The organism is Levilactobacillus huananensis (assembly GCF_003946145.1).
In the GTDB taxonomy this organism is placed as follows: Bacteria; Bacillota; Bacilli; order Lactobacillales; family Lactobacillaceae; genus Levilactobacillus; species Levilactobacillus huananensis.
Genome location: NZ_RHOC01000003.1, coordinates 130372 through 156507 on the forward strand (window position 1 = coordinate 130372; position 26136 = coordinate 156507).

Genomic DNA, 26136 nt, shown 5'->3' on the forward strand with positions numbered 1-26136 from the left:
TTACTGAACCTGTAAATGGAGGAACTGTGATGAAAGCAGCTCAATTAATGCGCTATGCAAAGGACTATCAACTGGATATTCGGACGGTGGCTACCCCACATCCAACCGCTTCTCAGGTATTGATTAAAGTAAAAGAAGCTGCTGTAAACCCGCTTGACTCACTGATTGGAACTGGTAGCTTACGGTTGATCCAAGATTACGCCTTACCTCAAACGATGGGAAATGAATTGACCGGGATTATCGTCGAAGTTGGGCAGAATGTCACGGAGTTTAAGCTGGATGATGCCGTGTACGCGCGTCTGCCAATCACACAGATTGGGGCCTTTGCAGAATATGTAGTCGTTGATGCGAACGCGGTGGCCTTATTGCCGAAAACCTTAGATTTCAAGACGGGGGCTGCTGCGGCATTAACTGGGCTGACAGCCTATCAGGGATTACACGAAATTCTTAACGCGCATGCAGGGCAAAGCTTATTTATTCCCGGGGGTTCAGGCTCGTTTGGCCAAATGGCTATCCCAATTGCAAAGGGGATGGGGCTTACCGTGATTGTCAGTGGTAATGCGGAAGCACGTGAACGGACGCTCGCTGCGGGTGCTGATCGCTATTTTGATTTTAGAACTGAGAACTATTGGGAGAAGCTGGCGGATATCGATTTCGTCATTGATACCTTAGGACCAGGTGAATTTGACCATGAGCTGGCCATCATGAAGCAGGGCGGGCGACTCTTGTCACTTCGCATGGGGCCCAATGGCGACTTTGCGAAGACCAATCAAATGCCATTTTGGAAGAAAATTCTTTTTAAGGCCAATGGACTTAAATTCGACCGACAAGCTAAACGCCATGGAGTTGATTACCGATTTATTTTTGTTCGGAGTGATGGGGCCCAACTGCGTAGACTGAGCCAACTGATTGATCAACGAGCAATCGTACCGGCCGTTGACGCGACGGATTTCACCCTAGATCAGGTCAATGAAGCACAGAAATTCTTGCAAATAGTCATCCCAAAGGAAAAGTACTTATTCATTTTGATTAAGGAGATAGGTCAATGACAGCCTATGTTGATGCACCAACTAAAACAATTGAAACCACCCAGGGCAATACTTTTGCCTATCGTGAAGTCGGAGATCCTACGGGTATTCCGCTGATTGGTGTCATTCACCTTTCTGGGAACCTGGATAATTGGGACCCAGTGGTGATTGATGGTCTTGCCAAGAAACATCATCTTCTATTACCAGATTATTTGGGTGTCGGTGGTTCGGTTGGTCGACCAGCAGCAACAATTCAGGAAATGGCAACGGATATGTTAGAATTTATCCATCATTTTGGCTTCACTAAAGTTGATATCCTAGGCTTCTCAATGGGTGGCTTTGTGGCACAAGAAATGATTACGCAGGAGCCAGAATTGATTCACCGGGCCATCTTAACGGGGACTGGCCCACGTGGGGGACGCGGCATCAGTGACGTTACCCGTATCTCAGACCGGAGTCTTGTCAAAGCCATTCTGACTCGTGAAGATGTTAAAACGTATTCGTTTTTTACAAGAACGCCGAACGGCAAGCAACGCGCACATGAATTTTTGTCGCGATTGAAGTTACGTCAATGTGATCGTGACCAGCAGATGACGTGGCCTGTCTACCGCAAACAATTGAAGGCGATTAATAAATGGGGAGCTGAACAACCAATCGATTTTTCCGGTATTGCTTTTCCAGTCCTCGTAGCCAATGGCGAGAATGACTTGATGGTGCCAACGCGTCCCAATAGCTACGAGTTGGCGAAGGCGTTTAAAAAATCGCGGTTAGTGACTTATCCGGATGCTGGGCATGCTGGCGTATTTCAGTACGGAACGGCGTTTGTTAAAGAAGCTAATCAATTTTTGCAGTAAGATGAATTGATGTAAAGAAAAAGTCCACAAATGTTGTTTTATCAACGTTTGTGGACTACTTATCACCCGCACGGGGCTCGAACCCGTAACTCCGCCTTGAGAGGGCGACGTCTTAAACCAGTTTGACCAGCGGGCAATGTCATTTACTAGCAATATCTAATTTACGCTATTCGCCAAAAAATGTCAATCTTTCTCTGCATAAAATTACATCGAGCTGGGAATTCATACAGTTTAGCGAACTTTTTCTTGGAAATTTGTTGACACTAATAGCCAAACAAGTTACTATTAAATAGTTGTTTCGATAACGGAAACAGGCTTATTGGGTATTAGCCAAATTGGTAAGGCGGCGGACTCTGAATCCGTAATTTACTGGTTCGAGTCCAGTATACCCAATTATTGTTTTACATTAGTCGCTATTAGACCTCACGAGGGTTGGTATAGCGGCTTTTTTAGTACATTGGGCTTTAAATTGGTGTCCATACGAGGTAGCCATATGACAGCCAAGTGACAGCCAAAATGACAGCCAGTTTTAGAGCAACTTCCCTGCTAACCATAAATCTGCGGTAGTTAGAAATCTAAATAGCTGGCAAGTTTCTGTGTTGCCTCGTTCTTTTCCTTATCCGTAACCGCTGTGTAAATATCTAAGGTGGTCTTGTAACTAGAATGTCCTAACTGGTCTTGTACTGACTTGATAGACGCTCCTGCCTCGAATGCTAGTGTGGCATATGTGTGCCGGAAAGCGTGAACGGTGACGTGTTTCAAATCATATTTTCTGAGAGTGTGTTCCAACCACTTTCTAGGTTTAGTCGGTTGGCACATGTCGTTATTCTCGTTAGCAAAGATAAGGTTGTGCCCCTGATTGGCGTTGAATCCGTATAGCAGTAGTCGCTTTCTCTGGTCAAGCTGCCACTGCTGTAAAATACGGCATGTCTTGGGGTCAAGGTAAACGGTTCGGTTACTGCGCGCGGTCTTGGGTGATTGCACCAGCAAACGCGCATTGTCGCCCCGTGATTGTGTTTTAGAGACGGTTACCGTGTTCTTGCTGAAATTAATGTCAGACCATTGCAGGCAGAGCATTTCAGATTTACGCATACCACTGAAAGCCGCTAACCTGAAAAACACATTGGCTTGTGGGTCGTTATCATCATCGTTCAAACACTCAAAAAAGTGTTCCAGTTCTGCCCGGTCAAAATAGTTTTCCAGATTGCTGCGGGAACGATTGTCTTTATTAACGGGGATGATTACCCGTTTAGCCGGGTTGTCTTTAATGAGTCGCATGTTAATTGCAAAGTCCAAAACACTAGACGTGTAGTTTAGCAGAGTATGGTACTTAACTAGCCCTGCTGTGAACCAGTCGTTAATCGCATTCTGACAGACCGCAATTGTAATCTTGCTAACACGGTACTCACCGAACACGGGTAGAACGTGAAGTCTGAACATCCGTTTAGTGGTTGCCCACGTGCTTTCCTTAACGGTGTTCTGATATTGCGTGAACCACAGGTCGTAAACGTCTCTGAAAGTTGAATAGTTCTGCTTAGAGGGAACCCCGTTAGTGTCTGCGTCTACTTGTAGCCGTGAAATAACTAATTGGGCTTCCTTTTTTGTTTTCAGACCTCTGCGGCGTGTATGCCGCTTTTTACCTGTCAGTGGGTCTATACCTAAATAAACCTGAACCATGTAACGCGTGTTACCTTTCTTGTCCTGATATTTCTTGATGTTAGCCATGATAATCCCTCCCAATAACTTGCGTGCTCTGGCAGGGCAATGGTTATGTAGGAGTATCACGTTGTAGATCTACGGTACTTTGAATCATCCCCGTTGATGGTTCTCTAATACTGGGGGTGGGTGACTAGGACTCTAAAACGTCAATAAGATAACTGAATTGTTCTTCTAGTTCGTCAATGGCTTGCTGCTGCGCGTCACTGTTTCCTGCAATCGCAGGGTTAACATTCATGCTTAGCAAAGTTATAAGAGTCTGAATACTAGACGCTAAACCGGGCTTGCCCGAACTCTCTGCGCTGTGCACCATCTTAACAGTAGTTTTAATGGTTCGTAGCGCTGGGGTGCCTAAGCCTGCTAGTACATCCGTTGCAACTGATTTTTGAATATCATTAATTAGTTGTGCATTTTCAGCATTTTTCATTTCGTCTAGTTGGCCGCCCACAATGCCCTCACTCACCTTTTCCGAATCATCCCCGGTTAGGGTGTCACCACCTTGCCAACCCTCAATAGCCTTGAAAATAGAATCGTTAGTGTGGGGTGAACCATTTAGTAAGTAGTCTACTGATACGTTACCTAGTTTTGCGATGGATTGCAGACGCTTGTTGTTCGGCATGTTAACGCCCCGTTCCCACCGCGAAGCAATACTAGCTGAGGCCGGTGGGTTAATCTGCTTCCCGAATGTTTCAAGGTCAATCCCCTGCGATAGCCGCAGTGACTTTATGCGGGCTCCAATTTCCTTACGCTTACTTTCTGGTTCTGTCATTACTAGCACCTCCTGCAAACATAATAACATAATTTGACGCCAATTGAATTATAAAGTTGAATTACATGGGATATTGTTGTATTATAATGACGTTATATGAACTAACGAATTAAAATTCCATATGGAGATGACTCTAAATGAATTCAAATGACGTTTCACGTTACATGTCATTTAAACAGGCCTGCGCGTACCTAGGGATTAAATCCCCGAACACGCTGCACAAGTACATCAACAACGGGTTGCCAGTGATTAACGTTGATGGCTCTAAGCGGATTGATAAGTTAGACGCTGATACCTTTATGGCAGACCATAAGCATTAGCAAACATCCGTTGCAATCTGGGAAAGTATCTATACAACCTAAGTACCATAAGTAATTATAGAGGTACATTCCCGGTAGTGGGGATGAAACATCCGTAGGAGGTAACGACTATGCAAATCCCTTTTGAACTAGCAGACACCGCAGTTAACCAACTGGGCGACGTTATGAAGACTATGGCAGTGAAAGCATTTAAGGAAGCTGGCAAGCAACAAGCGTTCGGCCCTTACATGACTAAACAGGAAGCTGCCAAGTATCTGCACGTTTCATCACAGACTCTTAACACATTCATTGCTGAGGGTTTAGAGGTCACAACGATTGGAAACATTATCCGTATCAGTAAAGATTCTGCAAACAAATTTATGGAAGCACACACAATCTAAGTCTCTGGCAGGGCAATGGTTATGTAGGAGTATCATGGGTGTAGGTCTACACCGTTTTGAATCATCCCCATTGATGGTTCTCTGATACTGGGGATGTCACTGCATTCAATTCTGACAACGTTATTTTCGTTCTAAGCGATTCTAAGGTGCTCCGGCATAGTTAGCCGTGATGTTTCTTAAACGCTCACACGTTAGAAACTGGCTTGTCAGGATTAATGGCTATCTAAAAACACGCACCACCAAATCACGGTAAAAGTTTCAGAGCAAAGTTGTAGCAAAGTACCACAGCAAAGCATGGGAAGGATGGAACACAATGACAGTCACTCAGTTACTACACATCTTAAACAGAGGCACCAACTTACACGCTCGCATGGATAACGATACCCTGTACCTTGAAGGTAGCCGTTTCTTGACCGTAGACAGTCACTCAATTATGTTTTGGCAGCGACCCTCAACTACTCTGACCCCTGCCGGTCTTGTGGCTATCGCAAGGTATGCTGCTCAATTCGCTAGAGTAGCTAAAACTCACAAGTAATTGTGAATTCCGCTATAAAAAAGGGGGGGCGCCCGGGTCTGCTGCGGATGTCCGTATATCAATACAGTAGGCTTACAAAAAATTCCAGTTTCAAAATAGCTTTCGTTAGGGGGGTAAACTACAACAGCTTACTCCCCTGAGTGTTAAGGGGGATGTTAGTGCAATGAGAACTGGCACATTTCATTTTTTAGAAGGCATACTGCGGGATTATCCCCGTTCTGATAAAATCATTGCGAACTATGAAGAGTCACTGCGGGTTCCGTACCATGATGGCAGGGATGAAAATATTGGTGGCGGTCACATGCAGAACAATCGTGATACCCGTGTAGAGGATATGGCAATTAGCATTGCTACTGACCGAACGTTACGCAACCTGCGCTTATACAAGGAAACGGTAGCGAGAGTTCTCGCGTGGAGTGACCCAGATACCCGCGCAACGATTGAATTGCTATACTTCCATCCGGGCAATCAACTCAATATGTCAGGGGTTGCCATGAAGTTGCACATTGGACGTACCGCAATCAGCAGGCGGCGTACTGCATTCTTTAAAACATTGGCCCGTGAGTTGGGCTACCTGTACTAACGGCAGTAGTTTCATACTGACAAGCGCGTTCTGCTGCATTTAAAACTAAGCAGGTGGGTAGTTGTCCACCAAATTAACGTGTGAGGCGTCCTGATATGCAGGAACGTCTTTTTCTTTTGCTCCAAAACGGAAACACCGTAGATCTACACCGTTTTGAATCATCCCCGCAGCAGAGTTTAGGTGCCTTGCACCGTGTTCCTGCTGACGGTCGAAACCAGCACACTTAAATCTGACAAGCTCATTTACGTTCTAAGCGATTCTAGGGGATGTCTGGCATACTTGCCCGTGATACCCCCTTAAACGCTCACAGAAATAAAACTGGCTTGTCACTTTTAGCAGCAGGCTATTAAATTCATCCCCGCAGTAAGTTGAATCAGTAATCAGGGTGGTATAAGTGTTTTAGTTTTACTTTTTGTTTTACTTTTTAAGGCCAATCTAAAACACCACTTAGCCCCTCTATACAGGCATTTATAGGTGCTTTGTTTTACTGTTTTACTTTTAAAGTAATATTTATTACTAAGGGTTATGCCTCTATATCTACCCCGTATACGTAAATAAGTTGTGCTAAAACACCCCAATCTAAAACAAAAGTAATTCAATCCCTTGGGGGAGTAGTGAACTAGCTGTTTTGCAAGCAATGTTGAAAGTAAAACAAAAAGCAAAAGGTAAAACAATAATTTAATACGAAACAATACGACGCTTAGAGCGCCAAGGGATTAGAAAGAACTTTGAAAATAATGCAACTCAGAACCATGCTGAAACACCTCTGCGCCCCTGAATCGAATCATCCCCATATCTGATTGCGCCCACCTTATTCCTGCTGACACAGACCGGCAACTATCAATCTGGAACCGCGAACGTGGCCTCTGAGAACGTCTCACTGCACCGGAAACGTTCCATAACGCTGTGGCCCACATCCGGGGATGATTGCGGCAGGCTACTGCCTATGCCATCCCCAGAGCAGGGCCTAAACACATCAGCATTGCCATCATAGACAATCGTGATATACTCAGCCCATGGAGTGATAGTCATAATTTAATTTGTGTCAGGCCAACCTATCACCAGCGCGATAGTATGAGAGTCCTGCTCAATCTGAGTCAGGCTCTTTTTTGATACATGAAGACAAAATAAAAACTGCCAGCCATTAAGCTAACAGTTCCATCGCCCTGCCAAAATAGAATCATGAATATGTGTGATTTACTGCCATTGACAGCCAAAATGACAGCCAATTTATAGTCGGATGTATGCAAATGCTGCTGCAATAGTCTTTCTAGGGGGTATGGTTCGTTCCCAGTATACCCAATCATTATCAACTCGGTAGTCGTTAGTGAGACGTGAAAACGTTGCGCTAACGGCTTTTTTAATGCTTTTAACTAACTAATAATTGCGTTTGATAAACGGCTGACTATCCTGTTATCATTCGCCATGGATGACTTATGTGCGCATCGGGCAAGCGTCCTGATGAAAAGCCAAACCATAGGGGGCGATGACAATCTTAACTTACTGGATTAGTGCCTTTTATAAGAAATCGTTAGACGTGTTTATGGTCATTTACTTATTCGAATTTGGGCTCCTGTTAGTCTTATACTCGCGTTTAAAGAGCAAAGTACCCTTACAATTGGATATGAACGGTGTGGTTGCCGTGACCGCTGCTAAGTATGTTGTTTTGCTAGTCCCGATAGCAGGCATGGTTGTTGAATTCTTATTGAAACCAGAATTTATTGATAGTAAATACATTGCAGATAGTTTACCTGGAAGTACGGTGAAGATATTATTTTTCTTGATACAGGTTTTACTGGTCGCCGCTTCCTTGTCATATTTATATATTGTGCTTACGGCTTATCTTAAATAAAGTCACTAGAGATAGTGGCTTTTTAGTTACAGCGAATAAATTTTCTGGTCTGACATGTTTTCAACCAAGTTATCTGCCACTTGGGTTTGCTGGCAATGGGCGTGTTAAACTAAAGAAGTAGTGCAACTGATATCCTGGGGAGGAATCTTTAATGAAGAAACAACTGATGTGTGTGCTTTTAGGTGTGACTGCCGCTATGGCAATTAGTCTAATCGACACAACCACGGTTCAAGCGGCTTATAAATATAGAACAGTAACTATTGCCGGTGAGACGGTTGACAGAGACCATTTGAATATGAGTACATATTACAAGGCAACCAAGACGGTTTCGGTTAAAATTGAGTATGAAAAAAATACAGACGAAACAAAAGGCTATACGAAAACAATGAAACTACCTAAGGGAACTATTGTTGCTGGAATGATTGTGCCCAAACATAAGTTGTCTAATGGAAAATGGGACGACCAGCTTTCCTTCGTGGTAGAAAATAGGTTGAACTATGCGTTGTTCAATCGGAACGTGAGGAAAGGCTATCGAGCCGGATACGGTATTGCTTATCCGGTAAGCACCTTCAAAAAGATTAAGACGCCTGCATACATGCCCACCTGGAGCTATGGCGATTTGTATTTAGGTGGCGCTAAAGCTATTGATACGACTTCCAAACGCAGTGCGCAGATAACCACAAATGGATACGTGGAACTTCATGAGATTAATAAGAATGCCACTTTAGACGAGCAATATACGGGAAGACCTTACAGCACAGCGAAAATCGCTAAAACACGGGTGAAGGATGCAACGCGCTATCTGTATCTGAAAGGCAAGTTAAAGGGATTGAAGACGGTTCGTGTGGGGGAAAAGGGGGCATATCAGTATCGATTGGCTCTAATGAACCGGCATCAGCCACAGAATCGTAGTTCTTACGATGATGATCGTGGCGAATACTATGACTTTTATAGTCTCTACGCTTTGGGTGGTGTGACTTATTACACGGCGATCACTTCGGGAAGTGACGTGGAAGACTAGGACTATTGAGAAGTGTTCGGTTTAACGGGGTGATTTTAAGCCTTGGTTTTACAAATAGATGGCGAGCCACCGGAAATGTCTGGTGACTTGCCATCTATTTTTCGAACCAGCCAGTGATTCAAATTTTGATTGCGGTCAACTAAAAAAATCCATCCACAAGAGATGAATTCATGTCGTTAAAGCTTAAAAAGATGTGGTTTACCGTAGAACCAGCCTTGTCGGAGGTCAACGCCAATACGATTGGCCATATCGTGTTCAGCTTGGTTTTCAACACCTTCCAGGATCAGGCGCAGCTTGTATTGGATCGCAATCTTTTGCCAGAAAGCGAGGGCTTCCGGGATGTCGGCTTCTCGCTTTTCTTGACGAAAGTTCTGCATGGCGAATTTGATCTCACTGGCATAGGACAAGATGGGCTCAAGGTGTTCATAGGTATTTAGCCCGGTTCCAATGTCATCTAAGCTGAGTTGAATACCTTGCTCGTCAAAGTAATGGACCTGATCGATGAGCTGCTGGTGGGAGACTTCATCGTCGGTGACTTCCTCTGTAACTTCCAAGACCAAATTAATTGGATAGATCTGGTGTTGGGCATTTACGATAGCTGTCGCAATGGTCGGATCAACGAACTGACTCTGATTGACGTTAAATGAGATGGAGCCAATCTTAAGCAAGAGTTTTTTGGCCGTGCGCTGGATCAGATCGGCCTGGACATCGATTGGAATCGAGGCGAAGTCGTGGGGAAGGATCCACTTGCCATCAACCTGCTGGCGAATCAGTAATTCATAGCCAATCAATGAGTTATTGGAAGTGTCTAACTGTGGCTGAAGAAAATAACGATACATGATTTGCAATCCTCCTTGCAGGTTATCTTTTACCATCATACTGTATTTTAAAACGTTTAAATAGAGGGAGCTAGTAAAACTTTTTGGGGACTAGCAGTTAATTAGTTACTGAATGGGTCGTTTATCTTATGTAAAGATTTATGGATTTATTAATCATCCTGATTTATGATAGAGAAGTGCTGGGATTTCCGGCAGAATTCAGTGATGGTTGCGACTATCACGCATTAAGGAGCGCGTTGAGTATGGCTTGGTCACTTTGGCTAGTTCCCCCAATCATTACCAGTATCTTTTTCGTTTTGGGTGTCATTACCCTTTACTGGGCTATTTTCAGCTGGATTACGGCGCATGTGAAAGCATCGAATAGACCGATCGATGTTAAGAAGGTCCAAATTGCCGTGGGCACGCTCTGTGCGGTGGGGTCAGTCTTTGCTCTGCAGCTGCTGGTTCGTGATAGTCATTTGTCGTGGACCTTTACAACCTTTCAATTATTGCTCTTAATATTTGTGGCGTATTTTCTTCAATTACGTATTCCCTATTGGGTAATTTTCATCGCATCTGTGGGCTTCATGTTTTTAAACGGCAATGTGAATCAACCACTCTCATGGGCCTACACAGTCCTCTTTGTCCTGTTTTACGTGGTCTCGTATCAGCAGAGTGTTCATCTGTGGCGTCGGCCTTTTTTGCGTTACCTAAGCATCGCGGTAATTTTCGCCGCAGTCCTTTGGGGCATTGTCTGTCTCCGGTTTCACTTGGACTGGCGAACGTATGCCGAAGAATTAGGAAACTATACGATCCTAGTCGTCTTGATGTATGGTTATTTTCAGATTCAGGATCGTGATCGGCGTATCAAGGAACGACTCTTCCAATCGGCCAACTGGGATGCACTGACTCACGTCCAGAACTTTGCTGCCTATGACCGAGCGGTGGGACATTATTTCCGACATAGCGCCAACCACCAGACAAGATTAGCTATGATTATGTTCGACATTGATCACTTTAAACAAGTGAACGATACCTATGGCCATTTGGCCGGCGATGAAGTTTTGAAACAGGTCGCTGCGCAAGTCACAGCGGTGCTAAAGAAGTCAGACCCGAAGGCAGTGCTCTACCGAACAGGTGGGGAAGAATTCAACATTCTCTTACCTGATTATGATCTAACGATGAGTACGGCTGTGGCGCAGCGAGTCTTCGAGGGGGTCAGGGATCTACGGATTACCTATAACGATGTTACTATTCGGGTTACCATCTCGGTTGGAGTTTCCGAACTCCGGGAAATGGATAGTAATCCCTTGGATTTTTACAAGCGGGTTGATGCCAACCTGTATCGCTCCAAGAAAAATGGTCGAAAACAGATTACGGTCGAGTAATTAAAAATTTTATCAAACGCGGAGGTTCTGCCGTGAAACTTGACAAAGAATAGTGTAAACTTGCTCCTAGTTATAACGAATGGAGCGATGACGGTGATTCTTTTATTATTAGCACTTCTTCTATTGTTCCCAATCCTGCGGCTGGTTTTTGGCCTGGCAGGATGGGTCTTAGGATTGGTTGGTACCCTAGTGATTGGAATCGTCATTCTCGTGGCCTTTGCTGCCTTATTTCGTTTTTTCTTAGTGGCAGTATTGGTCGTTGGGGGTGGCGTTTGGGCTGGACGCGCCTTATTTAATTGAGATAATCAAAAAGCTTCGGCAATGCCGAGGCTTTTTTCAGGTCACTATTCAAATGAGAGTTCCACGAGGTAGGTCTTTTTCGCAGTGACGTAGCCAGTGGTAATCCAGACCTCTTGGTAATCTAATTTAGAACTGGTGGTCCGTTCGAAAAAATAGGTGAGAAGATCGCCGTTCTTGGCTAGAAAGTCGTCATCCATTCGGTTAACCAGTAAGTGGTTTACTGGAAAGTAAATTTCGGGGTCCGAGACCGTCACGGAATCGGGGACACCAATGGCGACAACATTGCTATTGACCTGTGGAATGAAGGTCACCTTTTGTGGGTGTCGATGAATATAGGTTAAGACATTATAGATTGAGTCTGAATTACTCGCCACGGTTTGATTACTCCCTTCGGTGTCTTCATTGTAACAAATATTTGAAGCTTTACCAGTGCCTAGTCTGTTCCAAATCCTGTATTGCAAACGGACTTCAGGCGAGTATAATTATCGCATATGTAGTTTATAGAGTTACTCGATTGTCAATTAAAGAAAGAAGGCCGAGATTCAATGATACGACTTGCCCGAAAACATTTGGACTGGTGGGCGGTATTCCTGGCTGTGGCATTCATGGTGGTTCAAGTTATCTGTGATTTGTCATTACCTACGCTGACCTCTGATATTATCGATAAGGGGATTGCCCAAAACGATATCGGTTATATCTGGTCAACCGGTGGACGGATGTTACTATTAAGCTTTATCGGCGTACTGGGGTCTGCAGGAAACGTTTATTTTGCGGCAACTCAGTCCCAGAAGATGGGGCAACGCATCAGATCATCGATCTTTAAGAAGGTCACATTCTCCTCAACCGAAGAGTTTGAGACGGTTGGGAATGCGTCTTTGATTACCCGGACCACCAATGACGTGGTTCAGATTCAAAACGTTATGGTGCAAATGCTCCGGATGATGTTAATGGCACCTATCATGTTGATTGGTGCCGGGGTTCTGGCATATGTCAAGAGTCCACAACTCACGATGGTCTTCCTGGTCGCATTGCCTGTATTAGCAGTCTTTACCGGTGCGATCATGTACTTTGCTGTTCCGCTATTTAAGAGCTTACAAAAGAAAATTGATCGTATTAATTTAACCTTTAGAGAAGGGCTAACGGGGGTTCGGGTTATCCGTGCTTTCAATCAAGATCAATTTGAACAGGATCGTTTTGAAGGGGCCAACCAGGACTACACGAAGACTGGGATTAAGGTTTTCATGATTGTGTCGCTGATGTTTCCAGTGATTACTCTCATTATTAGTGGAACTAATATTGGGATCGTTTGGTTTGGGGGACAATTGATTGCTAACCAATCCATGGCGGTCGGAAACCTAGTGGCGTTCATGACCTACGCCACTCAAATCTTGATTAGTTTCATGATGGTTTCCATGATTTTCGTTTTCGTGCCACGAGCTCAAGCCTCAGCTGCACGAATTAACGAAGTCATGGATCTGAAGTCTAAGATCAACGATGTGGATCAACCAGTTAGCTTGAAGGACAGCAAGTCGAGCCTTGAGTTCGACCACGTGAACTTCCGCTACACCGGTGCCGAAGAGCTCGCCCTAAAGGACGTGAACTTCAGTGCCACGGCTGGGCAGACGGTTGCTATTATTGGGGGAACTGGGTCGGGGAAATCGACACTGGTTAACCTGATTCCCCGATTATTTGACCCCGAAAGCGGTCAAATTCGGGTCAATGGAACCGCGTTAACGGCAATTAGCCAACACGATCTTCATGACGTTGTGTCCATCACGCAACAGAAGGCTGTGCTCTTCTCCGGCGATATTCGGGGGAACATGACTTATGGCATGACAGACGCGACGGACGACCAAATTTGGCATGCTCTGGACGTTGCCCAAGCGAGTGATTTCGTCAAGGAAGAAGGCGGGCTTGAGGCCACCGTTGAACAAGATGGGGCAAACTTCTCTGGTGGTCAACGGCAACGACTCGTCATTGCCCGGACGATTTTGAAGCGCGCTAGTGTCTACATTTTCGATGACTCCTTCTCAGCGTTGGACTTTAAGACGGACTCTTTGTTACGGCAGGAGTTGCGTAAGGACCAACAGGTTCAAGATGGGGTTACCGTCATTGTGGCCCAACGGGTCTCAACGGTTGCTGATGCCGACTTGATCTTAGTGGTTGATGAAGGCAAAATCGTGGGTCAAGGGACGCATGATGAACTGAAAGCAAACAACAAGACTTACCAAGAAATTCTCGAATCACAACTGCGGAAGGGGGATGTTGTCGATGCGTAATGGACGTGGATCGGCCATGAAACAGCGGCCACAAAGCTTTTGGAAGACGACGTTCCGCTTGTTCCGCTACATGAAACGTTGGCTGTTTGGGATTTTTATTGTCCTGGCTTTTGCCGCGGTAGCGGTTATTCTGCAGATTAAGACGCCCAAGATCTTAGGAAAAGCAACGACTGAGTTATTTAAGGGTGTTCTGAAGGGCCAAGCAGAACTGAAGGCTGGGTTGCCCATCCATAGTTTTCCGGTCGACTTTGGTAAGATCGGTCAAATTTTACTGGTTGTTGGGATTATGTATGGGGTTGCGGCAATCTTTAACGTGATTCAATCGGTTATCATGAATTGGATTGCGCAAAAGGTGGTTTACCAACTTCGGAGTGACTTGAAGCACAAAATGCAACGGCTACCAATCAGTTACTATGACACTCATAGTAATGGGGATTTGATGTCACGGATGGCCAATGATATGGATAATATCGGAGGAACCCTACAACAGACCCTTTCACAACTTGTGACGAGTGTCTTGACCTTCTTTGGGGTCTTATACATGATGCTCACAATTAGTGGGTGGTTGACCCTGGTGGCGTTACTTTCCGTGCCATTGAGTCTGGTGGTTGTGATGATTGTGGCACCAAAGTCACAACGTTTCTTTGCAGGTCAACAAAAGAACCTGGGGCTATTGAACAATACGGTTGAAGAAACCTATGCTGGTCACACCGTGGTCAAGACGTTCAACCGGGAAAAAGCGACACAAGAACAATTTGAAGAACACAATAAGAAATATTATCAGTCAGCCTGGAAGGCCCAATTTGTCTCCAGTCTGATCTTCCCATTGATGAACTTCGTCAAGAACTTGGATTATCTGGCTGTCGCCGTTATTGGTGGAATTCAGGTGGCTCATGGTCAAGTGAGCTTGGGGAACGTTCAAGCTTTCTTGCAATACACCAACCAATTCTCACAACCCATCACGCAAATGGCCAACTTGACCAATACAATTCAGGCCACGATTGCCTCTGCAGAACGGGTTTTCGCTGTCTTGGATGAGGAAGAAATGACTGAACCGGAAACGACGCCGTTACCAACGGCAACTGCTGCTGGTGACAGTGTGATTGAATTTGATGACGTTGCTTTCCAGTATAACGAAGAAAACCCATTGATCGCAGACTTCAATCTGAAGGTGAAACCAGGTGAAATGGTGGCCATTGTCGGACCTACCGGGGCCGGGAAGACGACGATTATTAACCTGTTGGAACGCTTCTACGATGTTAACTCCGGACAAATTAAGTACCGGGGTCAGGATACGAAGACAGCGAAACGGTCTGATCTCCGTCGGAACTTTGCTATGGTGCTTCAAGATACTTGGCTCTTTACGGGGTCGATCTTCGATAACATCAAGTATGGTCGTGAGAACGCCACGGAGGATGATGTATACGCCGCCGCCAAGGCTGCTCACGCTGATACCTTTATCCGTCAATTACCGGAAGGGTATGACACTATCTTGAATGAGTCCGCAACGAACATTTCACAAGGGCAACGCCAATTGTTGACGATTGCGCGGGCCTTTGTGGCGAACCCCGATGTCTTGATCTTAGATGAGGCAACAAGTTCCGTGGATACTCGGACTGAAATGCTGATTCAACACGCTATGGAACGGCTGTTAGCTGGCCGGACCAGCTTCGTGGTGGCTCATCGACTCTCGACAATTCAAAATGCCGAGAACATCGTGGTCATGAATCATGGGCACATTGTTGAAACGGGTAACCATGACAGTCTCTTGGCTGCCAATGGGTTCTACGCCGACCTGTACAACAGTCAATTTACCGGAAACAACTTAGCCTAATTTATGCAATTAGAATAAGGACCCGTAGCGCTTGGCGCTTGGGTCCTTTTTGGTAATTATTTGGTAAACTTCTGTTCTCGAGTTCGGGATACCGTTGCAATCGGTGACTGTCGATGGGTAGAATGGGAGAAAGAAACAGGAGGTGGCAAGATGGGTTATCCACATACAAAGGCAGCCCTCCAGCGGCTCGTCACGGAACACGTGGTGCCGGGAGTTAGTTACGCCTTGATCGATGGTGATCGGGTCGAGACCGGTCAGATGGGGGTGGCGGCGCTGGTTCCTCAGCGTGAGACGTTACGTCCAGGAATGCAGTATGACGTGGCTTCCTTGACGAAGGTTGTGGGCACCCTATCGGTAACCTTACAGCTCTTGGCCCAGGGGCGGCTTAGTCTTGAAGATCCGATTACCCGTTGGCTACCAGAATGGGGAGATTCGCGGGTCACGGTGCGTCACTTGTTGACGCATACCTCCGGAATTACCGGGTATATTCCCAATCGAAACAAACTGCCGGCCGATGGCTTAAAGGCGGGGTTATTAGGCCTTCACGTGGGACCAACATTTAATCATAAAATGGTCTACGCCGATGTGAATTATATCTTTATGGGGTGGATTATTGAGAAAATATTAGGTCTGTCGGTGCAGACAGCCATTACGCAGCGAGTTTTGGAACCATTGGGGATGCGTCACAGTACATTTACACCCAATAACCCTTTGCAGTGTATTCCCACAGCTGTTGAACCTGGGCGGGGCTTAGTTCGAGGGATCGTTCACGATCCCAAAGGCTGGGTTTTGGCCCGTCACTGTGGATCGGCCGGGTTGTTCAGCACGGTTGATGATCTGGTACTCTTCTGTCAGGCCTATTTACATCCCGAGAGGGTAGCCAGCGTACTCCCCCCAACCCTGATTCATGATTTGCTTCGGGACTGGACGCCTACTGGTCAGGCTGGTCGATCGCTTGGGTGGGCCCTGACCGCGACCGCTTGGCCGCAACCCCATCGGGTGCTGTGGCACTCTGGCTTCACGGGAACCTATCTGGTATTGGATCCCGTGGCCGATCAGGCGATGGTCTTTCTCTCTAACCGGGTTCATCCCGTGGCTCCGAACGAACCGTATCTTGATCAGCGAAATGCGGTGATTGGAACTTACTTAGCGGAGAAGTCCCGCTTATAAATAATCGTAGTAATGAAAAATGCCACTCCGAGAAGCCTTTCTCAGAGTGGCATTTGTATTTAAATTTAGAAGGTAGCAGGAATTGGTAAGGCTTCCTGTTGACTAAAGTCGGCCGTTGGGAACTTCCGCTTTAGGGCGGCAACCAAGAGGTGCTTGGCGATGTCGCCGTTGCGAGTCAAGATGGGGCCGTGAAAGTAGGAGCAGTAAACGTTCTTGTAGATGGCACCTTCAGTGCCATCCTCGCCGTTATTACCCTTACCGGAAACCACGTTACCCAAGGGGCGTTCGTCAGTTCCTAGGAAGGTCCGACCTTGATGGTTTTCGAAACCGTGGTAGGTCTCGCCAGTCTCCTGGTTCTTGATCACGATATTACCAATAAATCGATTGTTGTTCTGGGCCAGCGTATAGTGGTCGAGGGCACCAATCCCAGGCAACTTTTCCCCGTTGGCCCCAATGTAGTAGTGACCTAAGAGTTGAAAGCCCCCACAGATGGCAAGCAACGGACCGTCGGACTCGATGAACTTGGTCAGTTCGGCTTTTTTAGTTTGGATGTCTTGGGAAACGATGGTCTGTTCGAAGTCCTGGCCCCCACCAAAGAAGGCGAGGTCATAGTCAGCAGCGTGGAAGTTTTCCTCCAGGCTGACGACCTTAACGTTTAAGTGAACATCCATTTGCTTGGCATAGTAGTTTAACGCTAGAATATTGCCGACGTCTCCATAGGTATTCATTAAGTCTCCATATAGGTGAGCCACGTTTAATTCGTAGGTCATACGCCTAATCCCTCCTTAATGTAGCCCTTAGCGGCTAAAATCTTTCGCATCTGTAGCATGGCCGTGTAGGTTGCCAGAACGTAAACACGTTCAGTCGGAACCCGTTTAATCTGTTCAACGACCTTTTCCAAATCAGGTTCAACGATGTGACGACTATCTGGAATGCCGGCCACCTTGAGGCGGAAGGTGATATCCTTGTAGCGTTCGCCACCGGTGATGACGGTCGGAATGTCCAGATTGGCTAGTTGTTCAAAGTCGCCATCCCAGATCCAACTCGTATCAATTCCGTCGGCGTAGTTGGCGTTGAGGAGTCCTACAAGAGAGAATTGATGGGTATCAGTACCAATCATATGAAGGACTTGATCCAAACCAACGGGATTCTTGACTAAGATAATCGTGACCTGCTTGCCATCAACGTCGATGACCTCTTGACGACCGAAGACGCGCTCATTGGCAGTAAAGGCCTGAGAGATCTGGTCGGGTGAAACCTCTAGAAAGCGGCCAACTGAGTAGGCGGCTAGGGCATTGTAGATGTTATACGTTCCACCGACACCGATTTTATAGGTATGTCCGTCCAGGTCAAAAGTTGATGATGTTGGGGTCTGTTCCCCCAACTTGGTCAACCGGTACGTCAGTTCTGGGCGGTGGAAGCCACAGTTAGGGCAGAAATACTTGCCCTGGTTACTGTAGGTTAGGGAATGATAGTGCAGAATGTGCTCACAAACGGGACATAGGACGCCGTCTGTGTTGGGCTTAGCCTTGAAGTCACCGTCTGGTTGGTTGTCAAACCCATAGTATTGAATGGGGTTTGGCAGTTCCTTAGAGTTAAAGATCGGTGAATCTCCGTTGGCAATGACGGTCGCTTTAGGTGCGAGAGCTACCCCGTCTAAAATCTTCTGATAGGTCGTGTAGATCTCTCCATAACGATCCATCTGGTCCCGGAAGATGTTCGTGAAGACGAAGGCCTTAGGCTGGATGTATTTGGTAACCTTGATCACGTTAGCCTCGTCGACTTCTAGGACGGCAATAGGCCGGCCGGTCTTGGGACGTTTGGCGTTTAGAAAGGTTGTGACAATCCCTTGTTCCATGTTAGAACCGGTTGGATTTGTCAGGATAGAAGGATACTTCTGACCCAGTACGGAGACGGTGAGGGCCGTGGTCAAAGTCTTCCCGTTGGTCCCGGTAATGACGATGACATCGTAGTTGGCCCCCAATGACTTCAAAATGTTAGGGTCGAGCTTTAAGGTAATCTTCCCAGGGAGAGAACTGCCCCCGTGAAGAAAGGTGTGGAGAAACCAGTAAGAGGATTTCCCCGCAAAGGTGGCAAAGCCGCTTCTCAATGACATGAATTGTCGCTCCTTAATTGCACTAATTTTTTAAAATTGCCGTTTCATTAATATTCAAACATTCATTTTAGCATTTTTTCCGTAAATAGGGGAGCGGTGGGCCTGAACTTTGTTAAATCGCAAGGAAAGTTTGCACGGCCTGAGGTCGAATTTTTAAGTGTAATCAGCTATAATAGATAGAAACTGTCAAAAAGGTGGGAGTAACGTGGCACAGCTGTTTTTTCGGTACGGTGCAATGAATAGTGGGAAAACGATCGAGATTCTAAAGGTCGCGCATAACTACGAGGAACAACATAAGCGGGTCATCATCATGACCAGTGGCCTGGACACCAGAGATCAGGTTGGTTACATTGCCAGCCGAATTGGGCTGAAGCGAGAAGCCCATCCAATCTTTGAAGAGACCAACTTGTATGACGAGGTCAAGCGCATCGACGAACACGCCAACTGCGTGTTAATCGATGAGGCCCAGTTCCTTACCAAAGCTCACGTATTGGAGTTAGCACGGGTGGTGGATGAGTTAAAGGTTCCTGTCATGACATTTGGTTTGAAGAATGACTTTAGAAATGAACTGTTCGAGGGATCCAAGTATTTGTTACTGTACGCAGATAAGATTGAAGAAATGAAGACCATTTGCTGGTTCTGTGCCAAAAAGGCCATTATGAATTTACGGTTTCACGACAACCAACCGGTTTACGAGGGCGAACAAGTCCAAATCGGGGGAAATGAGGCTTATTACCCCGTTTGTCGGCGGCATTATTTCAATCCACCATTAGATCAAATCGGTAAATAACGAAACGAGGTTAAGTAGAGAATGGACGAGATGTTTGACAAACTGCAAGCCGTAGCGGACCGCTACGACGAGCTGAATGAATTAATTAGTGACCCTGCAATTATTGCGGATACCCAACGTTTCATGAAGCTTTCGAAAGAAGAAGGTGAATTGCGTGAAACGGTGGATAAGTATCACCAATTCGAGGATGTCACCCAGCAAATCAAGGATGACGAAGACATGTTGTATGAAAAACTAGACGATGACATGGCTAGTATGGTCAAAGACGAATTGAAGGACCTGGAAGCACAAAAGGAACAGTTAGAGGAAGATATCAAGCTGTTACTGTTACCTAAGGATCCTAATGATGACAAGAATATCATTATGGAAATCCATGGGGCTGCCGGTGGGGATGAGGCCAGTTTATTTGCGGCTGATCTCTTTAGCATGTACTCCAAGTACGCTGAACGCCAAGGTTGGAAGATTGAAGTCGTTGATGAGAATGCCACCGAAGTTGGTGGCTTCAAGGAAATTGTCCTCATGATTACCGGAGACAAAGTTTACTCGAAGCTTAAGTTTGAGAATGGGGCTCACCGAGTGCAACGAGTGCCAGCAACCGAATCAGCTGGACGCGTGCACACCAGTACTGCGACGGTTGGGGTCATGCCTGAGGAAGAAGACGTCGATATTGACATCGATCCTAAGGACATTCGGACCGACGTTTATCGGTCTTCTGGTGCTGGTGGTCAACATATTAACAAGACCTCTTCCGCCGTGCGAATGACCCACTTACCAACGGGGATTGTCGTTGCTATGCAAGATGAACGGTCACAACAACAAAACCGGGCCAAAGCCATGCAGATTCTGCGGGCTCGAGTTTACGATTACTATAAGCAACAAGAACGTAGCGCCTACGATGCCGAACGGAAGTCCGCAGTGGGGACGGGGGACCGGTCCGAACGGATCAGAACCTACAACTACCCACAAAACCGAGTTACCGATCATCGGATTGGGTTAACGTTGAATAAACTCGACCGAATTATGAATGGGGAACTCGATGACATCATCGATGCCCTGATTCTTTCCGATCAAGCGGCTAAATTGGAAAATTTAAAGAACAATGACTAATGAGTACACGTATTTGGCAGCATTACGGTGGGGTGAGGACCAACTGAAGGAGACGACGGCCGATCCGGCTGCCGCACAGTACCTGCTACTGGGAAGCCACCAGTGGTCATTTACGCAATTGGTGCAACACTATCGTGAGATGATGCCGAATGCTGAATGGGCGACCTATCAGGCACAAATTGCCCGGATTGTTGCCGGTGAACCTGCTCAATATATTTTAGGACAAGCGCCATTCTATGGACAAAGTTTTCGGGTCACACCTGCCACGTTGATTCCCCGTCAAGAGACGGAGGAATTAGTCGCTTGGATCCTAGACGATGTCGTCGCTGTCAGCCAACGCGTGTTAGATGTGGGTACTGGGAGCGGCGCCATTGCCGTGACTCTCAAAGCCCAACGTCCCGAGTGGACGGTGACGGCCACGGATATTTCAGCTGAGGCTGTGGCCGTCGCTCGTGAGAATGCGACGGCCCAGCACGCTGAGGTGACTTTTGCGGTCGGAGATCTATTTACCCCGGTCGCTGACCAGCAGTTTGACGTGATCGTGTCTAATCCGCCGTACATTGATCGTTCGGAGACGTCTGTGATGGATGACAGCGTGAAACGCTTCGAGCCTGATCAGGCTTTATTTGCGGCGGATCACGGTCTGGCGTTCTACCGCCGTTTTGCTGCAGAATTATCCCAGCGATTGACGCCAACGGGACAATTCTTCGCTGAAATTGGCTATCAACAAGGCGCTGCGGTACGAGCGATCTTTGAAACCGCACTGCCAACGGCAACCGTGACGATTCGTCAAGACATCAACGGGCAGGACCGAATGGTTCGAGTTCAACTCTAAGTTTAGGGAATGGGAGAGAAGAGACGGAATGGAAACGAAAATTTTTAAACCCAACCAGATTAGCGAAGCGGCGGCTGCCATCAAGGCAGGACAACTCGTGGCCTTTCCCACTGAGACCGTGTATGGTCTAGGCGCGGATGCCACAAATGAGGCCGCCGTGAAACAGGTGTATTTGGCCAAGGGACGTCCGAGTGACAATCCCTTGATTGTTCATGTGACGGGCCAAGCAACCGTGGAACAATATGCTGAACCCTTGTCAGAAAAGGCGAAAGCACTGATCAAGGCCTTTTGGCCGGGGTCACTGACGTTAATCTTCAAGTTACAACCAGGGGCTTTTTCGCCTGCTGTAACTGGGGGCTTGCATACGGCTGCTTTCCGGAATCCGGACAATCAGGTGACCTTAGACCTCATTAAAGAGGCCGGGGTTCCTTTGGTGGGACCATCTGCCAACACCTCTGGTAAACCCAGTCCAACTTTAGCCAAGCACGTCTACCATGATTTAAATGGCAAGATTGCGGGAATCTTGGATGACGGGCCTACCGAAGTGGGGGTTGAATCGACGGTCTTAGACATGTCAACCGACGTCCCAACGATCTTGCGTCCGGGGGCCGTCACTGAGGAAGAACTCGAGGCAGTTATTGGCACCGTCCGGTCAACTCATCATAAGGTTGGTGCGACTGAAGTGCCTAAGGCGCCGGGAATGAAATACAAACACTATGCCCCGAATGCTCAGGTCTACATCGTCGATCACGTGACAGACTGGACGGCAGCTCTCGAATGGGCTGGTCAGCAGGACGATGCCATCGGGGTCATGGCACTCGATCACACGTTGAGTGGGTTGACGTTACCTAAGAATGCTGAATTTTTCTCACTGGGTCGCGATTTGCCCAGTGCTAGTCACCGATTGTTTGCTGGGTTGCGACACTTCGACCTGGAGTCACCTGTCAAGGGCATCTTAGCTCAAGGTTTCTCCGATGAGGGCTTGGGTGCAGCTTACATGAACCGACTTAATAAGTCTGCAGGTCAGGTTCACTTTACAAAAGCCTAATTATTATAAGTTTGATGAGCAAGGCGGTCCCGCCAGAGCTGAAAGTTTGGTAAAATGAAACCAACTACAGTTCAGGAGGGACCGCCATTGAATTTTAAAGAACAGGATCCAGCTTTATGGGGTGCCATTGCACATGAGGAGCAACGGCAAGAGGACACTATTGAGTTGATTGCCTCTGAAAACATCGTCAGTCACGCCGTCCGCACGGCACAAGGCTCCGTTCTTACTAACAAGTATGCCGAGGGATATCCTGGCAAACGGTATTACGGGGGAACACAGTACATTGATGTTGTCGAACAACTGGCGATTGACCGTGCTAAGAAGCTCTTCAACGCCGAATATGCCAATGTGCAACCCCATTCCGGTTCACAGGCTAATCAGGCGGTTTATGCGGCCTTTTTGAAGCCCGGGGACACCATTTTGGGAATGGGTCTGGATGCCGGCGGTCACTTGACTCACGGGGCCAAGGTCAATTTTTCGGGCAAGCTCTACCAAGCTTACAGTTATGGATTGAATCCGGAGACCGAACTCTTAGATTATGACATGATTCGTGATCTCGCCTTAAAGGTCAAGCCGCAATTGATTGTGGCGGGGGCTTCAGCTTACTCACGGACGATTGACTTTCAGGCCTTCAGAGACATTGCCGACGAAGTTGGGGCTTATCTGATGGTCGATATGGCCCATATTGCCGGGTTAGTTGCGGCTGGACAACATCCTTCACCAGTAGGGATTGCCGACGTTGTGACCACGACAACGCACAAGACTCTTCGTGGGCCGCGAGGGGGTCTCATCCTCTCGCAGGCGGAGAATGCCAAGCGACTGAATTCAGCTGTCTTCCCCGGTACACAGGGCGGTCCTCTGGAACACGTGATTGCTGGTAAGGCCGCAGCGTTCTTTGAAGACCTCCAACCTGAGTTTACTGATTACGCCCAGGCGATTATCGATAATGCCCAGGCCATGGCCGATGAGTTTAACAAGTTACCAACGGTTCGCGTCGTTTCCGGTGGGACCGACAATCACTTGATGACCTTAGACCTTTCGGCCACCGACTTAAATGGGAAGCAAGCCCAAGAGCTGCTGGATAGCGTCATGATCACGACGAATAAAGAAGCGATTCCTAATGAAACGCTGAGTCCTTTCAAGACCTCAGGTATTCGGTTAGGAACGCCAGCTGTGACAACGCGTGGGTTTAATCCAGACGAATGTCGCGAGGTAGCCCAGCTCATCGTGAAGACCCTCTTAAATCCTAATGACGAGACGGTGTTAGCTGAGGTCCGTGACCAGGTCAGAATATTGACAGCGGCTCACCCACTGAGTGCATTAGATTAATTATCAAAAAAACGTTTTCATTTTAAATTAATCCGTTGCAATGGCTTAGATAATGGTACAATTGTAAGAAATCACAAAGGAGCGTTTATTCATGGGGAAGTTTCAAGTACTTGACCACCCGTTGATTCAACACAAATTAACAATCATTCGGAACAAAAACTGCGGAACGCGTAGTTTTCGCGAGGTTGTTAACGAAATTTCGACGCTGATGGCGTATGATGTTTCACGCGATATGCCACTGCAGGACAAGCAGATCGAGACGCCAATGGGCAAGATGACGGCAAAGGAGTTAGCTGGTAAGAAAGTTGCCATTGTGCCAATCTTGCGTGCCGGTATCGGAATGGTCGATGGTATCTTAGAGTTGATTCCAGCCGCTAAGGTGGGTCATATCGGAATGTACCGTGACGAGAAGACTTTACAACCCCACGAATACTTTGTTAAGTTGCCGTCTGACATTGACCAACGACAGATTTTTATTGTCGACCCAATGTTGGCAACTGGTGGTTCTGCTATCATGGCCATTGATGCCCTGAAGAAGCGGGGCGCTAGCAACATGAAGTTTGTATGTTTAGTATCAGCACCAGAAGGTGTCAAAGCCTTACAAGAAGCCCATCCAGACGTTGATATTTACACGGCTGCGTTGGATGATCATTTAAATGAAGATGGCTACATTGTTCCGGGATTAGGCGATGCGGGTGACCGCTTGTTTGGGACAAAGTAAACAGAATTTTCAAGTCTGACCGAGTCCCCGGTCAGGCTTGTTCTTTTTATGAAAAAATGATGAGTAAGCGGCCAAATCAGCGGTTTAACGGGCTCTTGCTGGAAGCGTTCTCATTGTTTTCACAGCGCTTTTTACAAAGCTATGAAAGAAAATGATTTTCTTAGTGAAAAATAGGAAATAGGCTTTGTCTTTTCCCAATATTGGTGGTATCATTTTTAATGTGTTTGGGCGCGCTTTCTTACGTCTAAAAATTCGCGACAATGGTCTTAAATGATTACAGGTTGAAAGGACCAGGCGAAAATGTCTTCGAAAAGAGGTGATATTAGGTGGGAAGTGGTACAGTTTCAACCTTTCAAATTTGGAAGCTAACATTTAGTACTGCTAATGTGTTGTCAGGTTTGGTGGTGTTCATCCTGGCATTCGCAGTTATCTTCTTTACGTCTCGACATGTTTCGATGCGGCCTTCAAAAGGCCAGAACTTTCTCGAATGGTTAATTGACTTCACCAATGGTATCTTAGGTGGATCGATTCCAGCCAAGGAAGTGAGTGGATTTGGACTTTGGGGATTCACGTTATTCCTGTTTCTCTTTCTTTCAAACCAACTTGGTTTATTCTTCAACGTTGCGATCAATGGTTCTGCAATTGTTCGAAGTCCAACATCTGATCCAATTGTGACATTGACGATGTCAATGATGACAGTTGCTTTGGCTAACTACGCTGGACTTCACAAGTGGGGAACCAAGGGCTACTTGACGAGTTTTATCAAGCCATCGCCGATGTTCTTGGCATCGAACCTGTTTGAACAAGTCTCAAGTTTTCTGACTCTCGGTCTTCGTATCTTTGGGATTATCTTCTCTGGTGAAGTCTTACTAGAAATGGTTTGGACTTTCGCCGAATCAAAGGGTATTCCAACGTTGATCGCGGCTGTACCAATTGAAATGGCTTGGCAAGGACTCTCAGTATTCTTGGGCTCCATTCAAGCTTATGTTTTCTTAACACTATCTTCAGTATACATTGGTCGACAATTAGAAGGTGAATAGGCAATAGACCTATTCCAAATTCAAGGAGGAAATATTAATTATGGGTGCATTAGCAGCAAGTTTTACTATGATCGCAGCAGCATTAGCAGGGGCTTTCGGTGACGCTATCGTTATCGTTAAAACGCTTGAAAGTATGGTTCGTCAACCTGAAATGGCCGGTCAATTCCGTACCACGATGTTCATCGGTGTTGGGTTAGTTGAAGCTATGCCAATCCTAGGCTTCGTTGTCTCACTGTTGTTGATGAACAAGTAATGTTTCAGGTTACTTTGGATTCAGCAAAAGTTGACAATGAAGGAGGTGTC

At 46.6% G+C, this 26136-nt stretch carries 26 protein-coding genes and 2 tRNA genes; 21 read left to right on the forward strand and 7 right to left on the reverse strand.

The genetic code is table 11. The features are described 5' to 3' along the window. Positions 1-29 precede the first annotated feature (29 nt). Together EKM71_RS03890 and EKM71_RS03895 are read left to right on the forward strand one after the other, a co-directional pair. Positions 30-1049: an NADP-dependent oxidoreductase gene (locus tag EKM71_RS03890; protein WP_125573352.1), complete on the forward strand. Its 1020-nt coding sequence runs from the start codon at positions 30-32 to the stop codon at positions 1047-1049. Next, the gene (locus EKM71_RS03895; protein WP_125573353.1) at positions 1046-1882 is read left to right on the forward strand and encodes an alpha/beta fold hydrolase; all 837 of its coding nucleotides are present in this window, start codon (positions 1046-1048) and stop codon (positions 1880-1882) included. Before EKM71_RS03890 ends, EKM71_RS03895 begins: the two co-directional genes overlap by 4 nt. Positions 1883-1944: 62 nt before the next feature. Here the strand turns inward: EKM71_RS03895 and EKM71_RS03900 are convergent. Next, positions 1945-2018, reverse strand: a tRNA-Glu gene (locus EKM71_RS03900). 184 nt (positions 2019-2202) lie between these two features. Between EKM71_RS03900 and EKM71_RS03905 the strand changes: the two genes are divergently transcribed. After that, positions 2203-2275: transfer RNA gene (locus tag EKM71_RS03905), tRNA-Gln, on the forward strand. Between the two features lie 174 nt (positions 2276-2449). Here EKM71_RS03905 and EKM71_RS03910 read toward each other — a convergent pair. Continuing rightward, a complete protein-coding gene (locus EKM71_RS03910; RefSeq protein ID WP_125573354.1) occupies positions 2450-3607 on the reverse strand; it encodes a site-specific integrase in 1158 nt (385 codons plus the stop codon). A 124-nt stretch (positions 3608-3731) separates the two neighbouring features. Further along, on the reverse strand, positions 3732-4367 hold the full coding sequence (locus EKM71_RS03915; RefSeq protein ID WP_164504716.1) for a helix-turn-helix domain-containing protein: 636 nt from the start codon (positions 4365-4367) through the stop codon (positions 3732-3734). A 137-nt stretch (positions 4368-4504) separates the two neighbouring features. Between EKM71_RS03915 and EKM71_RS03920 the strand changes: the two genes are divergently transcribed. The 5 genes from EKM71_RS03920 (at position 4505) to EKM71_RS03940 (ending at position 9058) form a co-directional block, all read left to right on the forward strand. Continuing rightward, positions 4505-4687, forward strand: a complete 183-nt coding sequence (locus EKM71_RS03920) for a helix-turn-helix domain-containing protein (RefSeq protein WP_125573356.1) — start codon at positions 4505-4507, stop codon at positions 4685-4687. 110 nt (positions 4688-4797) lie between these two features. Continuing rightward, positions 4798-5067, forward strand: coding sequence for a helix-turn-helix domain-containing protein (locus tag EKM71_RS03925; protein WP_125573357.1), 270 nt, complete (start codon positions 4798-4800; stop codon positions 5065-5067). A gap of 698 nt (positions 5068-5765) precedes the next feature. Further along, on the forward strand, positions 5766-6185 hold the full coding sequence (locus tag EKM71_RS03930; RefSeq protein WP_125573358.1) for a hypothetical protein: 420 nt from the start codon (positions 5766-5768) through the stop codon (positions 6183-6185). Between the two features lie 1486 nt (positions 6186-7671). Continuing rightward, entirely contained in the window at positions 7672-8037 is a 366-nt protein-coding gene (locus EKM71_RS03935) for a hypothetical protein (protein WP_125573359.1), read from the forward strand. Positions 8038-8188: 151 nt separating this feature from the next. Beyond that, positions 8189-9058, forward strand: a complete 870-nt coding sequence (locus EKM71_RS03940) for a hypothetical protein (protein ID WP_125573360.1) — start codon at positions 8189-8191, stop codon at positions 9056-9058. Positions 9059-9234: 176 nt separating this feature from the next. On the opposite strand, the gene EKM71_RS03945 is transcribed toward EKM71_RS03940, so the two are convergent. Continuing rightward, positions 9235-9897 (reverse strand): EAL domain-containing protein, encoded by a 663-nt coding sequence (locus EKM71_RS03945; RefSeq protein ID WP_125573361.1) that lies wholly within the window; start codon positions 9895-9897, stop codon positions 9235-9237. Between the two features lie 242 nt (positions 9898-10139). On the opposite strand from EKM71_RS03945, the gene EKM71_RS03950 reads away from it, so the two are divergent. Continuing rightward, entirely contained in the window at positions 10140-11264 is a 1125-nt protein-coding gene (locus EKM71_RS03950; protein WP_125573362.1) for a GGDEF domain-containing protein, read from the forward strand. An 87-nt stretch (positions 11265-11351) separates the two neighbouring features. Further along, the gene (locus EKM71_RS03955) at positions 11352-11564 is read left to right on the forward strand and encodes a hypothetical protein (protein WP_225417990.1); all 213 of its coding nucleotides are present in this window, start codon (positions 11352-11354) and stop codon (positions 11562-11564) included. Between the two features lie 44 nt (positions 11565-11608). Here EKM71_RS03955 and EKM71_RS03960 read toward each other — a convergent pair whose 3' ends face one another. Then, positions 11609-11938, reverse strand: coding sequence for a hypothetical protein (locus EKM71_RS03960; protein WP_125573364.1), 330 nt, complete (start codon positions 11936-11938; stop codon positions 11609-11611). A gap of 171 nt (positions 11939-12109) precedes the next feature. On the opposite strand from EKM71_RS03960, the gene EKM71_RS03965 reads away from it, so the two are divergent. The 3 genes from EKM71_RS03965 (at position 12110) to EKM71_RS03975 (ending at position 16847) form a co-directional block, all read left to right on the forward strand. Next, complete coding sequence (locus tag EKM71_RS03965) at positions 12110-13843, forward strand: ABC transporter ATP-binding protein (protein ID WP_125573365.1); 1734 nt, start codon at positions 12110-12112, stop codon at positions 13841-13843. Continuing rightward, positions 13836-15677 (forward strand): ABC transporter ATP-binding protein, encoded by a 1842-nt coding sequence (locus tag EKM71_RS03970; RefSeq protein ID WP_125573366.1) that lies wholly within the window; start codon positions 13836-13838, stop codon positions 15675-15677. The genes EKM71_RS03965 and EKM71_RS03970 overlap by 8 nt, the downstream gene beginning before the upstream one ends. A gap of 150 nt (positions 15678-15827) precedes the next feature. After that, on the forward strand, positions 15828-16847 hold the full coding sequence (locus tag EKM71_RS03975; protein ID WP_125573367.1) for a serine hydrolase domain-containing protein: 1020 nt from the start codon (positions 15828-15830) through the stop codon (positions 16845-16847). 65 nt (positions 16848-16912) lie between these two features. Here EKM71_RS03975 and EKM71_RS03980 read toward each other — a convergent pair whose 3' ends face one another. After that, entirely contained in the window at positions 16913-17617 is a 705-nt protein-coding gene (locus tag EKM71_RS03980; protein ID WP_125573368.1) for a type 1 glutamine amidotransferase, read from the reverse strand. Further along, positions 17614-18963, reverse strand: coding sequence for a Mur ligase family protein (locus tag EKM71_RS03985; protein ID WP_125573369.1), 1350 nt, complete (start codon positions 18961-18963; stop codon positions 17614-17616). Before EKM71_RS03985 ends, EKM71_RS03980 begins: the two co-directional genes overlap by 4 nt. 205 nt (positions 18964-19168) lie before the next feature. On the opposite strand from EKM71_RS03985, the gene EKM71_RS03990 reads away from it, so the two are divergent. The 8 genes from EKM71_RS03990 to atpE all read left to right on the forward strand — a co-directional run bounded on the left by EKM71_RS03990 (position 19169) and on the right by atpE (position 26086). Beyond that, positions 19169-19753, forward strand: a complete 585-nt coding sequence (locus EKM71_RS03990) for a thymidine kinase (protein ID WP_125573370.1) — start codon at positions 19169-19171, stop codon at positions 19751-19753. 21 nt (positions 19754-19774) lie between these two features. Then, positions 19775-20860, forward strand: a complete 1086-nt coding sequence (gene prfA, locus EKM71_RS03995; RefSeq protein ID WP_125573371.1) for a peptide chain release factor 1 — start codon at positions 19775-19777, stop codon at positions 20858-20860. Then, complete coding sequence (gene prmC / locus EKM71_RS04000) at positions 20853-21695, forward strand: peptide chain release factor N(5)-glutamine methyltransferase (RefSeq protein ID WP_125573372.1); 843 nt, start codon at positions 20853-20855, stop codon at positions 21693-21695. The genes prfA and prmC overlap by 8 nt, the downstream gene beginning before the upstream one ends. Positions 21696-21723: 28 nt before the next feature. Beyond that, on the forward strand, positions 21724-22743 hold the full coding sequence (locus tag EKM71_RS04005; RefSeq protein WP_125573373.1) for an L-threonylcarbamoyladenylate synthase: 1020 nt from the start codon (positions 21724-21726) through the stop codon (positions 22741-22743). A gap of 87 nt (positions 22744-22830) precedes the next feature. Next, complete coding sequence (glyA, locus tag EKM71_RS04010) at positions 22831-24072, forward strand: serine hydroxymethyltransferase (protein WP_125573374.1); 1242 nt, start codon at positions 22831-22833, stop codon at positions 24070-24072. A gap of 91 nt (positions 24073-24163) precedes the next feature. Beyond that, the gene (upp, locus tag EKM71_RS04015) at positions 24164-24793 is read left to right on the forward strand and encodes a uracil phosphoribosyltransferase (RefSeq protein WP_125573375.1); all 630 of its coding nucleotides are present in this window, start codon (positions 24164-24166) and stop codon (positions 24791-24793) included. A gap of 326 nt (positions 24794-25119) precedes the next feature. Then, the gene (atpB, locus tag EKM71_RS04020; RefSeq protein WP_125573376.1) at positions 25120-25833 is read left to right on the forward strand and encodes a F0F1 ATP synthase subunit A; all 714 of its coding nucleotides are present in this window, start codon (positions 25120-25122) and stop codon (positions 25831-25833) included. Between the two features lie 40 nt (positions 25834-25873). After that, positions 25874-26086 (forward strand): F0F1 ATP synthase subunit C, encoded by a 213-nt coding sequence (gene atpE, locus EKM71_RS04025; protein ID WP_125573377.1) that lies wholly within the window; start codon positions 25874-25876, stop codon positions 26084-26086. Positions 26087-26136 lie beyond the last annotated feature (50 nt).